We start from the raw sequence: 19,241 nt of genomic DNA on the forward strand, positions 1-19,241 counted from the left end.
GGGTTGATGACCAGCCTGGTGTTACCGCACCGGGCTGGTCGTTCTTTCAAAGCCATCATGCGGTTCACGTCTGCATCCTCACTATTAACGCTGTTTAAAATCCCTTTCCCCGACCATTTGTGATGCTGTCTCCACTACACAAGGAGACGCTCATGAAAAACCTGAAAAAATTCATTCCCCCTGTTAAAAAGCCACGTCTCAGCGGCTGGCTGCTGACCGCTGTGCTGCTGCTCGGCACCATCGGTCTGGTATCGCCCCAGCAGCTGCCGGTGGTTGTCTACAAGCTATCACTCATCACGCTGGCGGCAGTATTGGGCTACTGGCTTGACCGTTCGCTTTTCCCCAAAGCCCGTCCCGGTCAGTACCTGAAGCATGATGACAGGCTGATGGCTGATGGTCGCTTCCCTGTCCAGACTGGCCTTCACCTGGTCTTTTCTGCTGCGCTAATCCGCCGTGCGCTGATTGTTGCTGCAGTCTGTCTGGCCGTAGCGATGGGGCTTTAATGATGACCCTCTATATGTACTGGCCTCAGGTTGTCTGGGCCGTGCTGGTACTGCTGGGGCTGGGCATCGAACTGGCCCGCCACGGGCAGGCCCGAACGGGTAAGCACAGTTTCTGGTGGCAGCTCTTTGGTTCAGTAACGGTAGCCTGGCTGCTCTGGTGTGGCGGCTTCTTCAGTCAGGCCCGCGCTGCCCAGCCACCGCAGACCGCGCTGCAGTATCGCGACGATGTGATCCGTAATGCCCGGCTTGAATGGGGAATGTCTGCGCCGGTGGCCGACTTCGCCGCGCAGCTGCATCAGGAAAGCGGCTGGCGACCTGATGCGGTCTCGCCGGTTGGCGCTCAGGGACTGGCGCAGTTTATGCCCACCACCGCTGACTGGATAAGTCAGCTGATGCCGGGGCTTAACAGCCGTGAACCGTTTAATCCGTCTTGGGCCATCCGGGCGCTGGTCAGCTATGACCGCTGGCTGTGGCAACGCGTCAGCGCCGTCAATGACTGCGAGCGTATGGCCATGACGCTGTCAGGCTATAACGGTGGTCTGGGCTGGGTACAGCGGGACAAACGGCTGGCCTCGCAGCAGGGGCTGGACAGCACCCGCTGGTTTGGTCATGTCGCCACGGTGAATGCCGGACGCAGCACTGCCAACTGGCGGGAGAACCGTCATTATCCGCAGCGCATCCTGCACGAACTGGCCCCGCGTTATCTCACCTGGGGAGGCGGCAGCTGTGTGGACTAACCTGCTAAAAAATCTGCCGTGGCGCAGTCTGCTGCTGGCGGTGGTCATAAATGCTTTTCTGATTGGGCTTTATTACCTGGGCTACAAAAGCGGGCATGAAAACGCCACGCGCGACGGCGATAAGGCGGTCAGTGAGTTGCAGTCAGCATTCGACACGTACAAAACGGAGCAGGCAACGCTTGAGAACGCTGCGTTGCGGGCTTGGGCGAAACGGTATCAGGAACAGGTAGCCGCCGGGCAGCAGGCTGAAGCCAGTTACCTTGAGCAGATTGCTCAACTGGAGAGCCAGAACAAACAACTACAGGGGCAAATTAACGATGTCACACAGCGCTGGATTGATGAAAAAGGTAAGAGCCATCCCATTGAGTGCGTGTTTACTCGCGGTTTCGTGCGCCAGTACAACGCCGCGCTCGGATATGACAACGCATCCGTCGACACCGGTCATTCAGACGCAACTGCCGCCGCTGGCACCGGCACTGGCGCAGCGTCCGGGCAACCTGAAGCCGCTGACGCCTGGCTACGCAACTCAGGCGTCTCCCAGCGTGATGTCCTCGCCAACATCATCGACAACGCGAAGCAGTGCCGCATCTGGCGCAGCCAGATAAACGGGCTGCTGGACGAACGGGAAGGATTACAGAAATGACGTTGCAGGTTGAATTCTGGACGGTGGTGGGCTTTCTCATCACCTTCATGAGCTTTGTCGGCGGTATGGCCAAGTGGCTGTTCAGTAAAGCGGAGGAGCGCCAGGCGGCGCGGTTCGCCTCTCTTGAGCAGTCGCTGCAACAGTCCGCTTCCAACTGGGGCGAGCTGGAAAAAGAATTTATGCGGTTTAAGGCGGATTTACCGCTGAACTACGTCCGCCGCGAGGATTACATCCGTGGGCAGACGGTCATCGAGGCCAAGCTGGACGCACTCTACAACAAACTGGAAGTGGTACAGCAGTATCGTCATACAGGAGGTCACCATGGTTGATATCGCCCGCGTGCGCCGGGAATCCCTGCGCTGGAGTCTGCTGGTTGCTCTGAACAAAACCCGCCCGTACACCGCCAGCGAGACGCTGCTGCTGGACGTGTCCCGCGCCATCTACCCGGACACCACTCCGCTGGAGCTGCGCCGTGAGCTGGATTATCTGTCCGACCGCAAGATGGTTGATCTGGAGAAAAAACCCTCCGGCGACTGGTTTGCCGACCTGACCCGCCTCGGCGTTGACCTGGTGGAATATACCGTGGAATGCGGCCCCGGTATCGCCCGCCCGGAAAAGTACTGGAGTGAATGATGGCCAGACGCAGCACGATAGAAAAGCTGCCGGAAGACGTGCGTCGCTGGCTTGAGCGGGCGCTGACTGAATCCGGCTTCAGCGGGTATAACGAGCTGGAGTCCCTGCTGCGTGAGCAGGGTTATGTCATCAGCAAATCGGCTATCCATCGCTATGGCCAGAAGATTGAGCGCCGCTATGGCGCTATCCGTGCAGCCACTGAAGCGGCCCGGATGCTGACCGAAGGTGCGGCTGACGATCAGGATGCACGTTCGGAGGCGGTGATCGCCCTGATTCAGACCGAGCTGTTCGAGAGCATCGTCCAGCTGCAGGAAGCGGAAGAAGGCGAAGTCGACCCCAAAGAGCGCGTGGCGCTGTTGTCGAAGGTGGCAAAGAACGTGGCCACGCTGTCCCGCGCTTCCGTCAACCTCAAGAAGTTCCAGTCTGAAGTCCGGGCCAGAGCGCAGCAGGCGGCCAGCAACGCCGAGAAAATTGCCCGTAAGGGTGGACTGTCAACCGATGCGGTACAGGCGCTGCGTCGTGAAATTCTGGGGATTGCCTCATGAGCCAGCTTGCTCCTGTTTTGCCTGACACCTCGGCGCTGGATATCCCCGCCGTTCTGATGCCCTACCAGCAGCGCTGGGTGGCTGACACGTCTCCGCTCAAGGTGATTGAGAAGAGCCGCCGAACCGGTATCACCTGGGCTGAGGCGTCCGATGACGTGCTGACCGCAGCCTCTTCAGCCCCTGCGGGTGGGATGAACGTGTATTACATCGCCTATAACCAGGACATGACCGTCGAATATATCCAGGCGTGTGCGATGTGGGCGCGGGCATTCAACTATGCCGCCAGTGAAATCGAAGAGGGTTTCTGGGAAGAGGACGAAGACGACAAGCATATCAAGACCTACACCATCAAATTCCCTGACTCCGGCTTCCGCGTTGTCGCGCTCTCCAGCCGTCCGTCTAACCTGCGTGGCCGTCAGGGCATCATCGTTATCGACGAAGCGGCGTTCCATGAGCAACTGGACGAACTGCTGAAGGCGGCGCTGGCGATGCTTATCTGGGGCGGTAAAGTGCGCGTTATCTCCACCCATGACGGTGACGATAACCCGTTCAATACGCTTATCGGTGATATCCGGGCCGGGCGTCAGGGGGGCAGCGTACATCGCATTACTTTTCAGGAGGCTGTGTCCCAAGGGCTGTTCCACCGCGTCTGCCTGCGTACCGGGAAAGAATGGTCGGAAGCATCCGAGCAGGCGTGGATGGCATCGGTGTACAAATTCTACGGTGCCGGTGCATCGGAGGAGCTTGACTGTGTTCCGGCCAACGGTGGCGGAGCCTGGCTGTCCCGCGCCCTGATTGAGTCCCGTATGTCGGCTGGCACGCCGGTGTTGCGTCTGACCTGCCCGGAGGGTTACGAGCTGAAGCCCGATGATGTCCGCTGGAGCGAGACGCAGGAGTGGCTTGATACACATCTGAAACCGTTGCTGGAGGCGCTCCCCGCTGACGCACGTTCTTTCCTGGGTCGCGACTTTGGCCGCAGCGGTGACCTGTCGGTGGACTATCCCCTGCTGCAGGAGAAGAACCTGGTTCGCCGCGTGCCGTTCGTGCTGGAGCTGCGCAACGTGCCGTTCAAACAGCAGGAGCAAATCGCCTGGTACCTGATGGATGGCCTGCCAAACCTGATGGGCGCGGCGCTTGATGCCCGTGGTAACGGCTCTTACCTCGCCGAATACGCCATGCAGCGCTACGGCTCCAGCCGGGTTAAGCAGGTGATGCCAACTGAAAACTGGTATCGCGAGCATATGCCGCCGGTCAAGGCTGCGCTGGAAGATGGCAACCTGGTGGATTTACCGAAGGATGAAGATACGCTGGATGACCTGCGGGCCGTTCAGGTGGTAAACGGCGTTCCCCGCGTGCCGGAACAGCGCTCAAAAGCGAAGTCTGACAGTGGCAAGCGTCACGGGGATTCAGCCATCGCACTGGCGCTGGCGTACTTCGCCAGTCGTGAAATTAACAAAGGGCCGGTGAAGGCAAGCTCACGCCGTCGTCGTCAGGCGGCCCGTATGCTGGAGGATTACTGATGGCCCGTGGACTCTGGGTTTCACCCAGTGAGTTCGTCAAATTTGCCGAACCTAATAAAACACTGACGGAGCAGATCGCCTCGCGCAGCCGTTCCATCGACTTCTTCGGGCTGGGGATGTACCTGCCTAACCCTGACCCCATTCTGAAATCTCAGGGCCGGGATATCCGCATCTATCGCGAGCTGCGTACCGACCCGCTGGTCGGTGGCTGCATCCGCAGGCGTAAGGCGGCGGTCAAATCGCTGGAGCGCGGTCTTGAACGTGGTCATGCCCCGGCGCGGGTATTCAGCTTCATCCGGGATATGCTCGACGATCTGGATCTGTCCCGCATCATCGGCGAGATGACCGACGCCGTTCTCTACGGGTATCAGCCCTGTGAGATCATGTGGGGACGCTCTGTTAAATCCTGGGCCATTGCCGATATCGTAGGTAAACCCCCTGAGTGGTTCCAGTTCGACAACGACAACCTGCTGCGCTTTCGCGCCAAGGACGCCGGGCTGGAAGGCGAGCCGGTACCGCTGAACAAGTTTGTGGTACCGCGTCAGGACGCGACCTACGATAACCCGTATGGCTTCCCTGACCTGTCGATGTGCTTCTGGCCCGTGACCTTCAAAAAAGGCGGCATGAAGTTCTGGGTGCGCTTTGCCGAGAAATATGGCTCACCGTGGGTTATCGGCAAGCATCCGCGCGGTACCGCTCAGGGTGAGATTGACCTGCTGCTGGATTCCATGGAGGCAATGGTGGAAGACGCGGTGGCCGCTATCCCCGACGATTCCTCCATTGAAATTAAGGAGGCCGCAGGCAAGGCCGACAGCAGCGATATTTATCAGAACCTGATAACGCTTGCCCGCAGTGAAATCTCCATCGCCCTGCTGGGGCAGAACCAGACCACCGAGGCCAACAGTAACCGCGCCTCCGCGCAGGCCGGACTGGAGGTTACTGATGATATCCGTGACGCTGACGCTGATATCGTGGAAAGCGCGGTGAATCAGGCCATCAGGATGGCGGTATCAATGAACTTTGGCGACGTGGCCAGCCCCGTCTGGAAGATGTGGGAACAGGGAACGGTCGACGATACCCAGGCAACCCGCGACGAGAAACTCAGCCGCGCCGGTGTGGTCTTCACCCCGCAATACTTCAAGCGTGAGTACCAGCTGCAGGACGGTGATATTGACGAGACACCACCGTCAGAACGCCAGAAGAACATGCTGCCGCTGTCATTTGCCGAAGCTATTGATGCCGATATTCAGGCACAGCAGGCCCTGGACGACGCGCTGGATATTCTGATGAACGGAGGCGCGTTAAATGGCACGCTGGAACCCGTACTGGCTCCTTTGTTTAAGCGGGTTGAAGATGGCGTCAATCCGTCTGAGCTGCTGGGCGAACTGGCCGAGCTGTACCCGCAGATGAACGCTGAAGACCTGCAGGAACGGCTGGCACGGATTATGTTTGTTGCAACTGTCTGGGGGCGTCTGCATGAGCGTGACAACGGCTGAACTGGCGTACTGCATGACGTTGCCCCCCAAACGGGCTATCAGTTACCTGAAGTCCAAAGGGTATAGCTTCACGTGGGACTGGGAGGAGATGTGGCAGGATGCCCATGCCCGCGCCTTTACCGTCGCCAAAGTGACCCGCCTTGATATCCTGGAAGATATTCGCGGGGCACTGCAGCAGGCTGTCGATGAAGGAAAAACAGGCCGCTGGTTCCGGCAGGAGCTGGAGCCGGAGCTGCAGCGCAAGGGATGGTGGGGGTCACGTGACACCACCGACCCGGTAACGGGCGAGCCGGTCACCATCCAGCAGGGCAGCCCATGGCGTCTCGACACCATCTTTCGCACAAATATGTCCGTACTCTACAGCGCCGGTCGCTGGGCTGAGCAGATGGAGAACGTCGACGACAGGCCGTACTGGATGTATACCGGCATCAACGACAGCCATACCCGCAAGAGCCATCTGGCGCTGCATGGTCTGGTGCTGCGCTATGATGACCCGTTCTGGCAGGCGTTCTATCCGCCGAACGGCTGGCGCTGCCGTTGTGGCGTGATTGCCCTGAGCGCGGCGGATGTGCGTGCCCGTGGCCTGAAGGTGTCAGGTTCTGGCGCAGCTCTGGGATGGGAGCTGAAGCTGGTCTCAGAGAAAACCGGCGAGATGCAGAACGTCGCCACCTTCAATACCGGCACCACGAAGGTGGCTACCGACGTCGGCTGGTCTTATGCGCCGGGGGCAGCATACCGTCCCGACCTTGCCCGCTATCAGGGGACGCTTCAACCGCTGGCACAGCAGGAACTGAGAGGATAACGATGGCTTCCGATAACCTGGTCAATGTCACCATTAACGATGAATCCCTGCGCCGGAGCCTCCGTGCGCTGGATCTTGCTGCCACAGACCTGGAACCCGCGATGCGCAAAATCGCCGGAACCCTGCTGGCGGAAACGCAGTTTAACTTTCTCGATGAGGGGCGTCCGGGGTGGACTCCCTCGCTGGCAGCGCAGGAGCGCGACGGGCAAACGCTGCAGGATACCGGGCGTCTGATGGGGTCGGTATCAACCGACCATGACGACCGGCAGGCAGCGGTTGGCACTAATGTCGTTTATGGGCCGATTCACCAGTTTGGGGGTAAAACGGGGCGTAATGAGTCCGTTGAACTTCCTGCCCGTCCGTTCCTGCCGCTGACGGGGGACGGTGAGCTGCAGCCTGAAGTGGTTGTCCCTATCCTCGATACGATTGTCCGCCATCTTGAAGCAGCGGCCCGTCGCTGAGTTTTGTCTCTGCAGGCGGGTGATTTATCATTGCCAGCCGCTGAGGGGCTGTATTACCTTTATAAAGGCTTTACAGCCCCCGCTTTGCACCACTATTCGCCCGCAGCGTGACATTCCCCGTACTGATACCCCCGATTTTTTCTAAAGCAGATTAAAAGCGCTGCTGACGCTTTTTCCACAGACTGTCCCCGACAACGTAACGCGGGACAGCAAAATGCCAGCCATTCACATTTTTAAAGCCGGTACTCATACCGATATGCACGGCACGAAACTGCCGTTCACGCAAAGCGATCTTGCCGCCTGCGTGAAAGCCTATGACCCGTCCGTCCATGAAGCACCACTCGTTATTGGCCACCCCAAAACGGAAGACCCGGCGTGGGGCTGGGTGAAATCCCTGTCGCTTAACGGCGGCGATCTGCTGGCTGAGCCTGACCAGCTCGACCCGCAGTTTGCCGAACTGGTGGGCAACGGGCGCTTCAAGAAGGTCTCAGCCTCGTTCTATCTCCCGGACTCACCGAACAACCCGAAGCCCGGCACGCTTTACCTGCGTCATGTCGGCTTTCTGGGGGCGCAGCCACCGTCCATTAAGGGGCTTAAGCAGGTTTCGTTTGGTGAGAAAGAAGAAGGCGTCGTGGAGTTTGCCGACTGGAGTGATATCACCAATGCCTCTTTATGGGGCCGTCTGCGCGATTTTCTGATCGCCCAGTTCGGGCTGGACGAGACCGACAAGGTGCTTCCTTCATGGCAGGTGGACTCCCTGCGTGAAGAGGCTTACCGCGACACCGGGAAGTCTGAACCGGACTTCAGTGAACACAATCCCACCCCTCAAAAAGAGAACAGCACCATGACTGAAGACGAAATCAAAGCGCTTCAGGCGGAAAACACGCGTCTGAAAGCGGAAGCCACCCAGCGGGCGGAACAGGAAGCGAAGGCTAAGCAGGACAAACTGCACGCGGACAACGTCTCCTTTGCCGAGAAGCTGGTTGGCGATGGCCGACTGGCTCCTAAAGCGAAGTCGGTTGTCGTGGCCATTCTGGACGCGGTCTCTGCAGGCGACAAGCCGGTTGAGTTTGCCGAAGGCGATATCCGCACCCCTCTGGCCACGGCGTTTAAGACGCTGCTGGACAGCACTGAGCCGGTACTGAATTTCAGTGAGCACGCGACCAAAGACCGCGTGAACACGGAGATCAAAACGACGTCAGCAGAGTTCGCTGAAGCCGACCCGGAACGTCTGGCGCTGCATCAGAAAGCGCTGGAACTGTCGAAAAAAGAAGGCATCAGCTACGACGCTGCTGTCTCCCGCTGCCTGTAATTAAGGAGAGAACATGTCTGACTATTTAAAGGGTAAGCGCGTTGTTGACCCGGTGCTGACCAGCATCGCTCGCGGTTATAAAAATGCCGCATTTATCGGCGAACGCATCTTCCCCATTGTCCAGACCGATAAGGAAGGTGTGACCGTCCCGACCTTCGGTAAATCCGCCTTTGTTGAGTACGACACCGAGCGTGCCGTGGGGGCTGACAGTAACGTCCTGGTACGTGAGAAGACCGGCAAACTGGATCTGGTTCTTAACGAGCACGATCTGGCCGCGCCGGTGGACTACCGCGAGCAGGCGGAGTCGATGTTCAACGAAGAGGCCAAGGCCATTCGTCGCGTGACCAGTGGCGTCAACCTGAAGCGCGAACTGTATGCGGCCCGTCTGGCGCAGGACAAAAACGTTTACCCGGCATCGTCCGTTAAAGCACTGGCAGCTGCTGAACGCTGGGTCGGTGGTAAAGGTGATCCAATTGGCATCATTGAAGGTGGCATTGAGGCGGTACGTAACAAAACCGGCCTGCGCCCAAACCTGATGACCATGGGGGCCAGCGTCATGTCGCTGCTGAAGTTCCACCCGGCGATTCAGGCCGCGATTGGAGCCAACGAGCGCAAGCGTATCACCATCGAAATTCTGAAAGACCTTTTCCAGTTGGAAGATGTGGTGATCGGCGAGCCGGTCTCTATGGCCTCCATGAAAGATGCGCAGAACAAGGACAAAGTCCCGGCTGATATCTGGGGCGACAACCTGATGCTGCATTACGTCGGCAAACCCCAGCCGGGCACCGACAGCGCCGACGAAAACGAGCCGTCCTTCGGCTACACCCTGCGCCGTAAAGGGATGCCGGTGGCGGATAAATACGACGGCGTCGGCGGCAAGGTGAAGTACTGCCGTTATACCGATATCTACAAAGTCGCCGTGGTCGGTGGCGATGCCGGGTATCTCGTCACCAACATCGTGAAATAAGGAGACGGTCATGGGTACAACACAGCAGGTCATTCTGACCACTACCGTGACGGCCAGTGCGGCGCTGACGCAACAGCGCTTTGTCGGTGCCGATAACGCCCCCTGTCAGGCCGGAGCCGTCGCGCTCGGCGTGGCAGAGGTGGATGCCGCAGCCGGTGATGTAACCCCGGTCAACGTACTGGGCATTGTTGCCGTCGAGGCCGGTGCCGCGATTGCCAGGGGGCTGAACGTTCAGTCGGATGCAAATGCCTGCGCCGTTCCCCAGACAGCAGCATCAGGCGACACCCCGGCAGGTATTTCAGCCGGGATTGCGCTGGATGAAGCACTGGCCGAAGGCGATGTTATCCGCATCCTGCGCGGGGTGTGACATGTACTGCACCCTGGCGGATTTACAGGAACAAGTGCCTGAGTCAACGCTGATTCAGCTCACTAACGAGGTCGTGGATTTCGACACCCCTGCCACGGTGAATGTGACGGTTGTGGACAGCTGTGTTCGCTACGCCGGGGAGTTGATTGATGCGCACCTTCGTGGCCGCTATACCCTGCCGCTGGCAGAAGTGCCTACCGTTCTGCGGGATATTGCCATCACGCTGGTGCGTTACCGCCTGTATGTCCGTCGTCCTGAAGGTGATCTGCCTGACACCGTCAAAGACGACAACAAAGAGGCCCGGCGTCAGCTTGAGGCTATCCGCGACGGGAAGCTGACGCTGGGGCTGCAGTCCACTCAAAAAGACGTACCTGAGTCCGGTGAAATCCGGGCGCGGGCACGTCGCCCCACCTTTGGCGGGCGCGACGGCTTACTGGAGAAATACTGATGAACGTTCTGCCCGTCCTCGATGCTGTGCTGGCCCGGTTGCGCGAGAAGCTGCCCCAGCTGCAGGTGGAGTACTTCCCGGAAAAGCCGTCCGAATACCGTCTGAATCATCCTGTCGGGGCGTTGCTGCTGAGCTATGCCGGTTCACGCTTCGACAAACCCGATGATATTGGTGCGGTGATCCAGCCTCAGACTATCCAGCTCTGCGTCACGGTGGTCTTCCGCCAGCTCAACGGTAAAAGAGGTGCGATTGACGTTCTGGATGCAGTCCGCCGCATACTCGGCGGCTACACCCCGCCGAACTGCCGCCGCCGTATCTGGCTGACCCGTGAGGTGTTTATCGGTGAGGCCAAGGGGCTGTGGCAGTACGCTCTCGACTTCGCAACCGAAAGCGTCTTTATCGAAGACAGCGATTTACCGTCCGGCCCGCTGTTAACCGAAGTGAACTATGAGGAAAGCGAGTGATGAAAGAATACCGCTATTCCGGCCCGGCCAGCGGCGTCACGCTGTCGGACGGAACCGAAATCCTGCTCTGGCCGGGGAAGAATGTTTCCCTGCCGGAGGAGCATGACTATGTGAAGGTACTGGTGGCGCTGAAGCATCTGACGCCGGTATCTGAAGAGACTAAACCCGCCAGCATACCGGCTGTGCAGTCACCAAAGCGCAGGAACGGCGGCGACAGCGATGTGAAAACGGAGGACTCCCATGTCAGCTAACTATCTGCATGGCGTCGAAACCATTGAGGTGGAAAACGGTGCCCGCCCGGTTAAAACGGTGAAATCCGCCGTCATTGGCCTGATTGGTACCGCCCCAATGGGAGACGTCAATACGCTGGTGCAGTGCCTGTCTGAGAAAGATGCAGCGGCGTTTGGCAGCCAGCTCACTGGCTTTACCATTCCGCAGGCACTGGATGCGATCTACGACCATGGGGCAGGCACCGTTCTGGTCATTAACGTGCTTGATCCGGCTGTGCATAAAACCGCTGTGGCCGATGAAGACGTAACATTCGAAAAGGCGACGGGCAAGGCACAGCTGGCTAATCCGGTGATCGCGCAGCTGGTACTGAAACCGGACAGCGACGGTCAGCCTTATGTGGAAGGTCAGGACTACTCGCTTGATGCGCAGACCGGGGTGATTACTAATCTTGGTAAAAGCATTGCTGCAGATGCAACGGTGAAGGCCAGCTATAACTATGCCGATCCGACCAAAGTCACCCCGGCTGATATCATCGGTACCGTTAACGCGGCAGGCAACCGTACCGGCATGAAGTTGCTTAACGACAGCTTCAACCTGTTTGGCTACTTCGCCAAAATTCTGATTGCCCCGGTATTCTGCACCCAGAACAGCGTCTCGGTTGAGCTTATCGCCATGGCTGAGAAGCTGGGCGCGGTGACCTACATCGACGCGCCGATTGGTACCACTTTTGCGCAGGCTCTGGCGGGGCGTGGCCCGGAAGGCACCATTAACTTCAATACCAGCTCCGACCGCGTCCGTCTGTGCTATCCGCACGTCAAGGTGTACGACGCGGCCACCAACAGCGAACGGCTGGAGCCGCTGAGCCAGCGTGCTGCAGGTCTGCGTGCCAAGGTCGACCTGGACAAGGGCTACTGGTGGTCGTCCTCCAACCAGGAGATTCTGGGTATCACCGGCGTGGAGCGCCAGCTGTCGGCAATGATTGATGACCCGCAGAGCGAGGTGAACCTGCTCAACGAACAGGGCATCACTACGGTCTTCAGCAGCTACGGCAGCGGCCTGCGTCTGTGGGGCAACCGGACGGCAGCATGGCCAACGGTCACCCATATGCGCAACTTTGAGAACGTTCGCCGCACCGGTGATGTTATCAACGAGTCCCTGCGTTATTTCAGCCAGCAGTACATCGACATGCCGATTACCCAGGCACTGATTGATGCGCTGACGGAGTCGGTCAACGCCTACGGTCGCAAGCTGATTGGCGACGGTGCACTGCTGGGCTTCAGTTGCTGGTTTGATCCGGCCCGTAATGAAGAGATGGAGCTGGCCGCCGGTCATCTGTTGCTGAGCTACAAATACACGCCGCCACCGCCGCTGGAGCGACTGACGTTTGAGACCGAGATCACCTCGGAATACCTGTTAACCCTGAAGGGGAATAGCTGATGGCAAAGATTGAGATCAACCGCATCACGAATGCCAACATCTACCTGGATGGCGCTAACCTGCTGGGCCGGGCCGAGGAGGTCAAACTGCCTGACGTCTCCATGACCATGCAGGAGCATAAGGCGCTGGGGATGGTGGGCAAGGTGGAACTCCCTGCTGGCTTCGACAAGCTTGAGGGCGAGATCAAGTGGAACAGCTTTTACCGCGACGCGATGCTGTCTGCCGCGAACCCGTATAAGTCGCTGGCGCTGCAGTGCCGTTCCAGCGTTCAGCGCTACAGCTCGCAGGGGCTGATTGACGAAATTCCGCTGGTCACTTTCCTGACGATCATGTTTAAGAAGAACCCGCTGGGGACGTTCAAACAGCATGAGAACGCCGAGTTCTCCAGTAGCTTCACCTGCACGTACATCAAGCAGGTACTGGATGGTGAAGAGTTGCTGGAGCTGGACTATCTGGCCAACATCTTCCGCGTCGGCGGCATTGACCAGTTGACCGACTACCGCATCAACATCGGGGGCTGACGGTGACCGTCGAGATTGAAGATAAAGGCGGGAACTGTGGTTCGATTGGCATGGGGAATGGTACGTGGTTTACCATCCTTGATATTTCAGGGGTGGAAAACCTTTTTAATACCCAGAAAACCAATGACCCGATTGACTGCACACGCTCCAAAGCACGAAAGCTCGCTGACCTGATTGAGGCATGGGAGCCACCTGACCACTGGTTCACCGGCATCGGCAAATCTGAAGGAAAGGTACTTCTTATCGCCTTCCTGCGTAACTGCAAAGGCTTTCGCACTCACTGATATCACAGGGGCTTCGGCCCCTTTCTTCTTAATCCCCTTTAATATCTGCCAGTCCCACCACCAGACATACTGCTCTGAACTTACACAGGAGCACGATCATGTCACAAACCCAATCCGATACTTTTAAGCTGTCTTACCCCTTCACCACCGCTGCTGGCACCAGAGTTGAGCAGGTTGAACTGAAACGCCTGACGGTCAAAGACCTGAAGCAGGTGCGCAAAATCAGTAAAGACCCGGCTGACTGGGACGAGCCGCTGATTGCCCGTAGCACCGGTATTCTTCCGGAAGACCTCGATAATATGGATCTTGCCGACTACATGGAGCTGCAGAAACGATTTCAGCAAGTCACTGGGCTGGGCAAGAGCGACGAAAACGCTGATGCAGGCGCAGGGGCTGCTGGCGAGGTGGTTTAGATTTCAGCCGGGGGAGATTGATGCCCTCGATACTGACGATCTGGAGATGTGGCTGGAGCAGGCTGAAGTGCAAATCAGAAGCGAGTTCGGCGATAATCATTAACTCCTCATCACTTAACAGCCGCTACTCGCGGCTGTTCTGCATGGCTCTCAGACATTTTCCTTCCGTTTTTCCGCTTTCAGAGGATAACCACCGTGGCCAGTGAATTTTCAGTCGGCGTCATTATTGGCGGCATTGTCGGGAGTAGCTTCCGCTCAGCCGTCAGCGGTACCCGACGCGCCCTTGATTCCCTGGGCGATACATCGCGCCGCCTGCAGGAACGCCAAAACGCCTTAACCCGTGCAACAGAACGCTATGGTCAGTTGGGTTCTTCCCGGATGCAGCGCCTCAACAGCGACCTGCTGCGGGTAAGCCGCACAATGGAGCAAATTGAGCGCCAGCAGCGCCGTCTGTCGGCGGTGTCGGCCACCAGTGATGCGCTGAAGTCCAACCGTATGGCGCTCTATGGTCAGGGAGCAGAGACTTACGGCATCGCCCGAACGCTGGGTGCACCGGTCATGGCCTCAGTCAAACAATATGCCTCGTTTGAATCGCAGTTGCGGGATATCAGTGTCACTGGTGATCTGGATTCAAGGCAGGAACGTGCAATTGGCCTGGCTATCAGACAGGCCTCGCTGAAGGTTAACCAACTGCAGGAGTCTCTGTTAGGGGGAGTCGGACAATTAGTTGCTGATGGTATGGCCCCCGAACGGGCAGCAACGTTTGCAGAGATGCTTGGAAAGACCGCTACAGCAACCAAAGCCGATATGACCGACCTTGCCAAAATGACTTATGCCTTCAGCGATGCACTCAGAATCACTGATGCGAAAGAACTTGAACAGGCATTTGGTATTGCGGCAACAGGAGCCAAACTTGGGTCATTTGAGCTGAAGGATATGGCAAAAGCATTACCCGGTATGGCTAAAGCCTTCGCTGCTCGTGGTATTTATGGAAAAGATGCGATTACCCAGATCGTCGCCAGTCTGGAAGTTGGTAAAGGCAGCGGCTCAGCGGAAGAGGCCGTCACCAATATGTCAAACTGGCTGGCGGCGATGGGGCGCGGAGATACCATCCAGAAATATGCTAAAGCCGGGGTGGATTACCAGGGGTCAATGCAGAATTACGTCGCTCAGGGCTTCTCACAGTATGAAGCCTCACTGATGATTGCCAACCGTTTTATCGACGGTAAAGGTAAGGCGTTTTTACAGCAATGGAAAGCAGCAGGCTCAAGAGGCGATCAGGAAGGCCAGCAGAAGCTAATGGAGTCATTTGGTCTGGCAGAAGTCTTCACTGATATTCAGACCGTTAACCATTTACTGTCAATGCGTCAGGGCTGGGATAAATACCTTTCCAGCAAGCAGGAAATGAATACCCCGTCAGCAATGTCTACGCTGGATAAGGATGCTGCAAAACAAAATAATACGCTCGAAGGTCGTTGGCGCAGAACTCAGATTGGTTTTAACGAGGCAGCCATCAGCATTGGTGAGTCACTACGCCCGGCCTTGATCCAACTGGGTGAGACTTTTATTCCTTTAATGGACAGTGTCGGCAAATGGATAGCGGCAAACCCGCAAATCGTCAGCGGCACCATAAAGGTTGTAGGAGCATTACTCGCTTTCAAGATGGCCACTATCGGTCTCAAGCTGGGGCTGAATCTCCTTATTTCCCCCTTTGTTAACGTCTGGAAAAATGCCGTTTTACTGCGGGCCAACTGGCTTCGACTGTCGCTTGCACTCGGTGAAGGCGGTAAGCTCCGCTGGCTGGTGACCGGCTTCAGCGCCGTCGCCAGAGGAGCCAGAACACTGGGTGGTGTGCTGTCAGGTGGGCTGGTTCGCGGCATTATGATCGCCGGGCGGGCCGTTCTCTGGATTGGCCGGGCGCTGCTGATGAATCCCATTGGTCTCGCCATCACCGCCGTCGCGGCAGCAGCTTACCTTATTTATCGCAACTGGGGCGCAGTCAGTAGCTGGTTTAAACAGCGCTGGGCTGACATTAAAGAGGCGTTTAATGGCGGTGTCGTGGGGATTGGTAAGCTGCTGATTAACTGGTCGCCGGTTGGTCTGCTCTATAAAGCCTTTGCGGCTGCGCTGAAATACCTCGGTGTTGATCTGCCAGCGAAGTTCACCGACTTCGGTGGCCATCTTATCGACGGGTTAATAAACGGCATCAAAAACAAATGGGAGTCGCTCAAAACTACCGTCACAGACATGGGCGACAGTGTTGGCGGCTGGTTTAAGGAAAAGCTGGGCATTCATTCGCCGAGCCGTGTGTTTATAGGCTTTGGTGACAACATTGCGCAGGGGGCCGCTATCGGCCTGCAGCGCACCACACCACTTGCTGCACTGGCCGGGCAGCGTCTGGCCACTGAAATGACACCGGATGTTCCCCGTATCCCGTCGCCGGAAATCATGGCGGCGGGATATTCAGGTCGTGGCGCAGCTGCAACTGGCAGCGGAACATCTGGCGGTATCCAGGTCAGCTTTAATCCTCAGTTTTTCCTCAATGGCAAAGAAACCGCAGCGCCTGACGGGTTGACCGGCGTACTGAATATGAGCCTGCATGAGCTGGAGAAAATGCTGGAGCGTCTGCTGGCTCAGCAACAACGCAGGAGGTACAGCTGATGTTTGCAGTATTGGGTGATATTGAGTTTGAACTGATTACCTACTGGGACGGCTTCGAGGTCACGTTCGGCGTCGATTATGCGGAGCATCCCCGTATCGAGGGTAAGCCCGGCCTGCAGTTCGTTGGCGATAAGCTGGACGAAATCCAGATAAGCCTGGTCTTCCATCAGCACTATTGTGTGCCCGACGTGGAGCTGGCGAGACTGCGAACGGCCATGAAGGCCCATCAAGCGCTGGCGCTGGTCTTCGGCAACGGTGACTATCGCGGCTGGTTCGTGATTACCGATGTTACTGCGACCAGCGAGCAGACCGACAGCACCGGCAACGTGCTGGCCGTCAATGCCACCGCGTCTCTCCGGGAGTACATCGGCGACCCGAAAAACCCGCTACAGCCACCCGCAATACGCACGCAGGTTCCCGGCGTCGGGGCGGTCTCCGGTGCCGTTCCTTCACCTTCCGGGGTAGCGCAGTACGTCCGCGACGGCGTCAACTACGCCAAACAGGCGCAGTCTGTTCTCCAGACCACCATCAGTGCCGTTCGGGTGGCGCAGAAAATGAAGGATAACCCCGCCGTTGCACTGACCCGCGTACCGGGGTTGATGAGCGGGCTGGGCAACGTGTCCGGGGCGTTGGGTCAAAGCGTTCCGGCATTTAATGCGCTTTCTGAATCCATGCCTGATGCCATCAGTCTGGCCAGAGCCACCAGTGATGCGGCCACGTATGTACAACAGGCACAGTCTTCACTGAGCGGCGTGGACGGCAGCAATATCGCAGCGGCGCTGGATGCCGTTTCCGGGCAGCTTAACTCCGCCAGCACCACCTTCACCCGTATGTCGCCGGGGTTAAGCACCATGGCAGCCAAAATTCTGGCGAGGAGTGTGTGATGTTTCTTGAACATGTCACCCGTGACGGAGAGCGCTGGGACTCTCTCGCATGGCAGTACTACGGCGACCCGCTGGGCTATCCCCGGATAATTGCCGCCAATCCACACGTGGCCATCACGCCGGTGCTGCCCTCCGGGCTGTTGTTACTGATTCCGGTTATCGAGGCTGAAGAAGCCAGTACAGAAGAGGATATTGCCCCATGGCTGAGATAAACAGCCCTGCACAAGCCGCATCAGCGTTAACCGGCGTCAGCGATGTTCTGAGTCCGGTGTTCACGCTATGGTATCTGCAGAAGAACATCACCACCGATATCGCCCCCTATGTCACCCGCGTAACCTACAGCGATAACATCAAAAGCGAGTCCGATACCATTGAGGTGGAACTGGACGACACCGATGGCCGCTGGCTGGATAAGTGGTATCCGGGCAAGGGTGACACGCTGACGCTGAAAATGGGTTATCAGGGCGAGAAGCTGCTGTCCTGCGGTACGTTCTCTATAGACGAGATCGAGGTGAGTTCGCCCGCGTCCGTTGTCGCTATCCGGGGCGTGGCCACGTCGGTCAACAACGCCCTGCGGACAAAATCCAGTCGTGGTTTCGAGAGCACCACGCTGGCGGCCATCGCCGGACGGATTGCCAAAAAGCATCAGCTGAAGCTGGTTGGCAGTATTGAGTCCATCAAAATTGACCGGGTGACCCAGTATGCTGAAACGGACGTGGGCTTCCTGCGCCGACTGGCCAGCGAGTATGGTTATGCCGTGAAAGTGGTCAGCGACCAGCTGGTTTTTTCTCATCTTGCCACGTTACGCGGTCAGGAGCCGATCAGGCAGTTAAAGCCGCAGGATGTGGACAGCTTTTCCCTGCGTGACACCATCAACCGCGTCTACAAATCCGCGAAGGTAAAACACCAGAAGAGCAGCGATAAAAAGCTGATCGTTTATGAAGCTGATGGCGGTACCAGCGAAAGCGACAAACAAACCAAAGGCGGTAAGGTCACCAGTGCCGACTCACTGAAGGTCAACAGCCGCGTCAGTGATCCGGACAGCGCCCGGATTAAAGCAGATTCGGCGCTGGCCAGGCATAACGAATACCAGCAGAACGGCTCGCTGACGCTGATGGGGACGCCTCAGTTGACTGCAGGCAACAAAATTGAACTGGTGGGTTTTGGTCAGTTATCCGGGCCATGGCTGATAACTACTGCCCGCCATGCGTTTGACCGTAACAGCGGCTACATCACCGAACTGGAAGTGGCACGAGGGCCGGTTACGCAGGGCAAAGCGAAGAAAGGTAAAAAGACCGGAAAAACCCAGACGCTGACCGTCTATAAACCGGACGGCAGCACGTCCACGGTAATAAAGGAGAAAAAATAATGACAGGCGTCACTCGTCAGGTCGGTACGGTCAGCGCCGTCGATGCCGACAAGGTTCAGGCCCGCGTTCGTCTGCCGGAATGCGATAACCTGCGCACTAACTGGCTTAACGTGCTGCAGCGCAATACCCAGGATAACAAGGATTACTGGCTCCCTGACGTGGGGGAGCAGGTTGAAGTGCTGCTCGATGCCAACGGCGAGGATGGTGTCATTCTGGGCGCGGTGTACTCAGAAGTCGATAAACCGCCGTTCAGCGACAAACATGTCCGGGGCACGAAATACGCGGATGGCGCAGAGTTCAGCTATAACCGTGCGACCCATACGCTGACAGTCAAAGGTGGTATCGAGCATGTGGTGATCGAGGTTGCAGTGGGTATCAGCCTGAAGGGGAAAACCATTGATTTGACCGCTGACACCACCACGGTGAACGGCAACCTTGAAATCAACGGCAATGCCCACTCGACAGGCAGCATGCTCTCTGACGGCCCGAACTCTAATCACCATTCCCACTGACCTTCTTAAACGCCTTTAATATCGGCGTTCC

Annotated in this window: 26 protein-coding genes; all 26 read left to right on the forward strand. The window is 57.6% G+C overall.

Annotated features, from left to right (window positions below):
• Window positions 1-152: 152 nt before the first annotated feature.
• The 26 genes from B8P98_RS20835 to B8P98_RS20960 all read left to right on the forward strand — a co-directional run bounded on the left by B8P98_RS20835 (window position 153) and on the right by B8P98_RS20960 (window position 19,210).
• Window positions 153-503, forward strand: coding sequence for a putative holin (locus tag B8P98_RS20835; RefSeq protein WP_000793140.1), 351 nt, complete (start codon window positions 153-155; stop codon window positions 501-503).
• A complete protein-coding gene (locus B8P98_RS20840) occupies window positions 503-1,240 on the forward strand; it encodes a transglycosylase SLT domain-containing protein (RefSeq protein ID WP_006687274.1) in 738 nt (245 codons plus the stop codon). The genes B8P98_RS20835 and B8P98_RS20840 overlap by 1 nt, the downstream gene beginning before the upstream one ends.
• Entirely contained in the window at window positions 1,230-1,883 is a 654-nt protein-coding gene (locus tag B8P98_RS20845; RefSeq protein WP_006687276.1) for a lipoprotein, read from the forward strand. The genes B8P98_RS20840 and B8P98_RS20845 overlap by 11 nt, the downstream gene beginning before the upstream one ends.
• A complete protein-coding gene (locus B8P98_RS20850; RefSeq protein ID WP_000175096.1) occupies window positions 1,880-2,212 on the forward strand; it encodes a hypothetical protein in 333 nt (110 codons plus the stop codon). The genes B8P98_RS20845 and B8P98_RS20850 overlap by 4 nt, the downstream gene beginning before the upstream one ends.
• Complete coding sequence (locus tag B8P98_RS20855) at window positions 2,205-2,516, forward strand: hypothetical protein (RefSeq protein ID WP_000227551.1); 312 nt, start codon at window positions 2,205-2,207, stop codon at window positions 2,514-2,516. The genes B8P98_RS20850 and B8P98_RS20855 overlap by 8 nt, the downstream gene beginning before the upstream one ends.
• Window positions 2,516-3,061: a DUF3486 family protein gene (locus B8P98_RS20860; protein ID WP_000124057.1), complete on the forward strand. Its 546-nt coding sequence runs from the start codon at window positions 2,516-2,518 to the stop codon at window positions 3,059-3,061. Before B8P98_RS20855 ends, B8P98_RS20860 begins: the two co-directional genes overlap by 1 nt.
• A complete protein-coding gene (locus B8P98_RS20865) occupies window positions 3,058-4,581 on the forward strand; it encodes a hypothetical protein (protein ID WP_000080258.1) in 1,524 nt (507 codons plus the stop codon). The genes B8P98_RS20860 and B8P98_RS20865 overlap by 4 nt, the downstream gene beginning before the upstream one ends.
• The gene (locus B8P98_RS20870; RefSeq protein WP_006687283.1) at window positions 4,581-6,077 is read left to right on the forward strand and encodes a DUF935 domain-containing protein; all 1,497 of its coding nucleotides are present in this window, start codon (window positions 4,581-4,583) and stop codon (window positions 6,075-6,077) included. The genes B8P98_RS20865 and B8P98_RS20870 overlap by 1 nt, the downstream gene beginning before the upstream one ends.
• The gene (locus B8P98_RS20875) at window positions 6,058-6,879 is read left to right on the forward strand and encodes a phage head morphogenesis protein (RefSeq protein ID WP_006687285.1); all 822 of its coding nucleotides are present in this window, start codon (window positions 6,058-6,060) and stop codon (window positions 6,877-6,879) included. The genes B8P98_RS20870 and B8P98_RS20875 overlap by 20 nt, the downstream gene beginning before the upstream one ends.
• Window positions 6,880-6,881: 2 nt before the next feature.
• Window positions 6,882-7,340: a phage virion morphogenesis protein gene (locus tag B8P98_RS20880; RefSeq protein ID WP_000135510.1), complete on the forward strand. Its 459-nt coding sequence runs from the start codon at window positions 6,882-6,884 to the stop codon at window positions 7,338-7,340.
• Between the two features lie 214 nt (window positions 7,341-7,554).
• Window positions 7,555-8,652: a hypothetical protein gene (locus B8P98_RS20885; RefSeq protein ID WP_032195641.1), complete on the forward strand. Its 1,098-nt coding sequence runs from the start codon at window positions 7,555-7,557 to the stop codon at window positions 8,650-8,652.
• A gap of 13 nt (window positions 8,653-8,665) precedes the next feature.
• Window positions 8,666-9,619, forward strand: coding sequence for a hypothetical protein (locus B8P98_RS20890; RefSeq protein ID WP_006687289.1), 954 nt, complete (start codon window positions 8,666-8,668; stop codon window positions 9,617-9,619).
• Between the two features lie 10 nt (window positions 9,620-9,629).
• Complete coding sequence (locus tag B8P98_RS20895) at window positions 9,630-9,986, forward strand: DUF2190 family protein (protein WP_006687291.1); 357 nt, start codon at window positions 9,630-9,632, stop codon at window positions 9,984-9,986.
• Between the two features lies 1 nt (window position 9,987).
• Window positions 9,988-10,434: a gp436 family protein gene (locus B8P98_RS20900; RefSeq protein ID WP_006687293.1), complete on the forward strand. Its 447-nt coding sequence runs from the start codon at window positions 9,988-9,990 to the stop codon at window positions 10,432-10,434.
• Entirely contained in the window at window positions 10,434-10,898 is a 465-nt protein-coding gene (locus B8P98_RS20905) for a Gp37 family protein (protein ID WP_006687295.1), read from the forward strand. Before B8P98_RS20900 ends, B8P98_RS20905 begins: the two co-directional genes overlap by 1 nt.
• Window positions 10,898-11,149 carry a hypothetical protein gene (locus tag B8P98_RS20910; RefSeq protein ID WP_021544466.1) on the forward strand — a complete coding sequence of 84 codons (252 nt, stop codon included), beginning with the start codon at window positions 10,898-10,900 and terminating at the stop codon, window positions 11,147-11,149. The genes B8P98_RS20905 and B8P98_RS20910 overlap by 1 nt, the downstream gene beginning before the upstream one ends.
• The gene (locus B8P98_RS20915) at window positions 11,139-12,566 is read left to right on the forward strand and encodes a phage tail sheath subtilisin-like domain-containing protein (RefSeq protein WP_032195640.1); all 1,428 of its coding nucleotides are present in this window, start codon (window positions 11,139-11,141) and stop codon (window positions 12,564-12,566) included. Before B8P98_RS20910 ends, B8P98_RS20915 begins: the two co-directional genes overlap by 11 nt.
• Window positions 12,563-13,087, forward strand: coding sequence for a phage major tail tube protein (locus B8P98_RS20920; RefSeq protein WP_164965982.1), 525 nt, complete (start codon window positions 12,563-12,565; stop codon window positions 13,085-13,087). The genes B8P98_RS20915 and B8P98_RS20920 overlap by 4 nt, the downstream gene beginning before the upstream one ends.
• A gap of 2 nt (window positions 13,088-13,089) precedes the next feature.
• Window positions 13,090-13,371 (forward strand): hypothetical protein, encoded by a 282-nt coding sequence (locus B8P98_RS20925; protein WP_021553505.1) that lies wholly within the window; start codon window positions 13,090-13,092, stop codon window positions 13,369-13,371.
• A gap of 98 nt (window positions 13,372-13,469) precedes the next feature.
• Complete coding sequence (locus B8P98_RS20930; RefSeq protein ID WP_000084225.1) at window positions 13,470-13,784, forward strand: phage tail assembly protein; 315 nt, start codon at window positions 13,470-13,472, stop codon at window positions 13,782-13,784.
• The gene (locus B8P98_RS20935; protein WP_095032859.1) at window positions 13,750-13,887 is read left to right on the forward strand and encodes a GpE family phage tail protein; all 138 of its coding nucleotides are present in this window, start codon (window positions 13,750-13,752) and stop codon (window positions 13,885-13,887) included. The genes B8P98_RS20930 and B8P98_RS20935 overlap by 35 nt, the downstream gene beginning before the upstream one ends.
• A gap of 92 nt (window positions 13,888-13,979) precedes the next feature.
• Entirely contained in the window at window positions 13,980-16,445 is a 2,466-nt protein-coding gene (locus B8P98_RS20940) for a phage tail tape measure protein (protein WP_006687302.1), read from the forward strand.
• Window positions 16,445-17,329, forward strand: coding sequence for a phage tail protein (locus tag B8P98_RS20945; RefSeq protein WP_006687304.1), 885 nt, complete (start codon window positions 16,445-16,447; stop codon window positions 17,327-17,329). Before B8P98_RS20940 ends, B8P98_RS20945 begins: the two co-directional genes overlap by 1 nt.
• Window positions 17,329-17,541, forward strand: a complete 213-nt coding sequence (locus B8P98_RS20950) for a tail protein X (protein WP_021544461.1) — start codon at window positions 17,329-17,331, stop codon at window positions 17,539-17,541. The genes B8P98_RS20945 and B8P98_RS20950 overlap by 1 nt, the downstream gene beginning before the upstream one ends.
• Window positions 17,529-18,698 (forward strand): phage late control D family protein, encoded by a 1,170-nt coding sequence (locus tag B8P98_RS20955; protein ID WP_032195639.1) that lies wholly within the window; start codon window positions 17,529-17,531, stop codon window positions 18,696-18,698. The genes B8P98_RS20950 and B8P98_RS20955 overlap by 13 nt, the downstream gene beginning before the upstream one ends.
• Window positions 18,698-19,210, forward strand: a complete 513-nt coding sequence (locus tag B8P98_RS20960; protein ID WP_006687308.1) for a phage baseplate assembly protein V — start codon at window positions 18,698-18,700, stop codon at window positions 19,208-19,210. Before B8P98_RS20955 ends, B8P98_RS20960 begins: the two co-directional genes overlap by 1 nt.
• The last annotated feature ends 31 nt before the right edge of the window (window positions 19,211-19,241 follow it).

Source organism: Klebsiella quasivariicola (genome assembly GCF_002269255.1).
GTDB lineage: Bacteria > Pseudomonadota > Gammaproteobacteria > Enterobacterales > Enterobacteriaceae > Klebsiella > Klebsiella quasivariicola.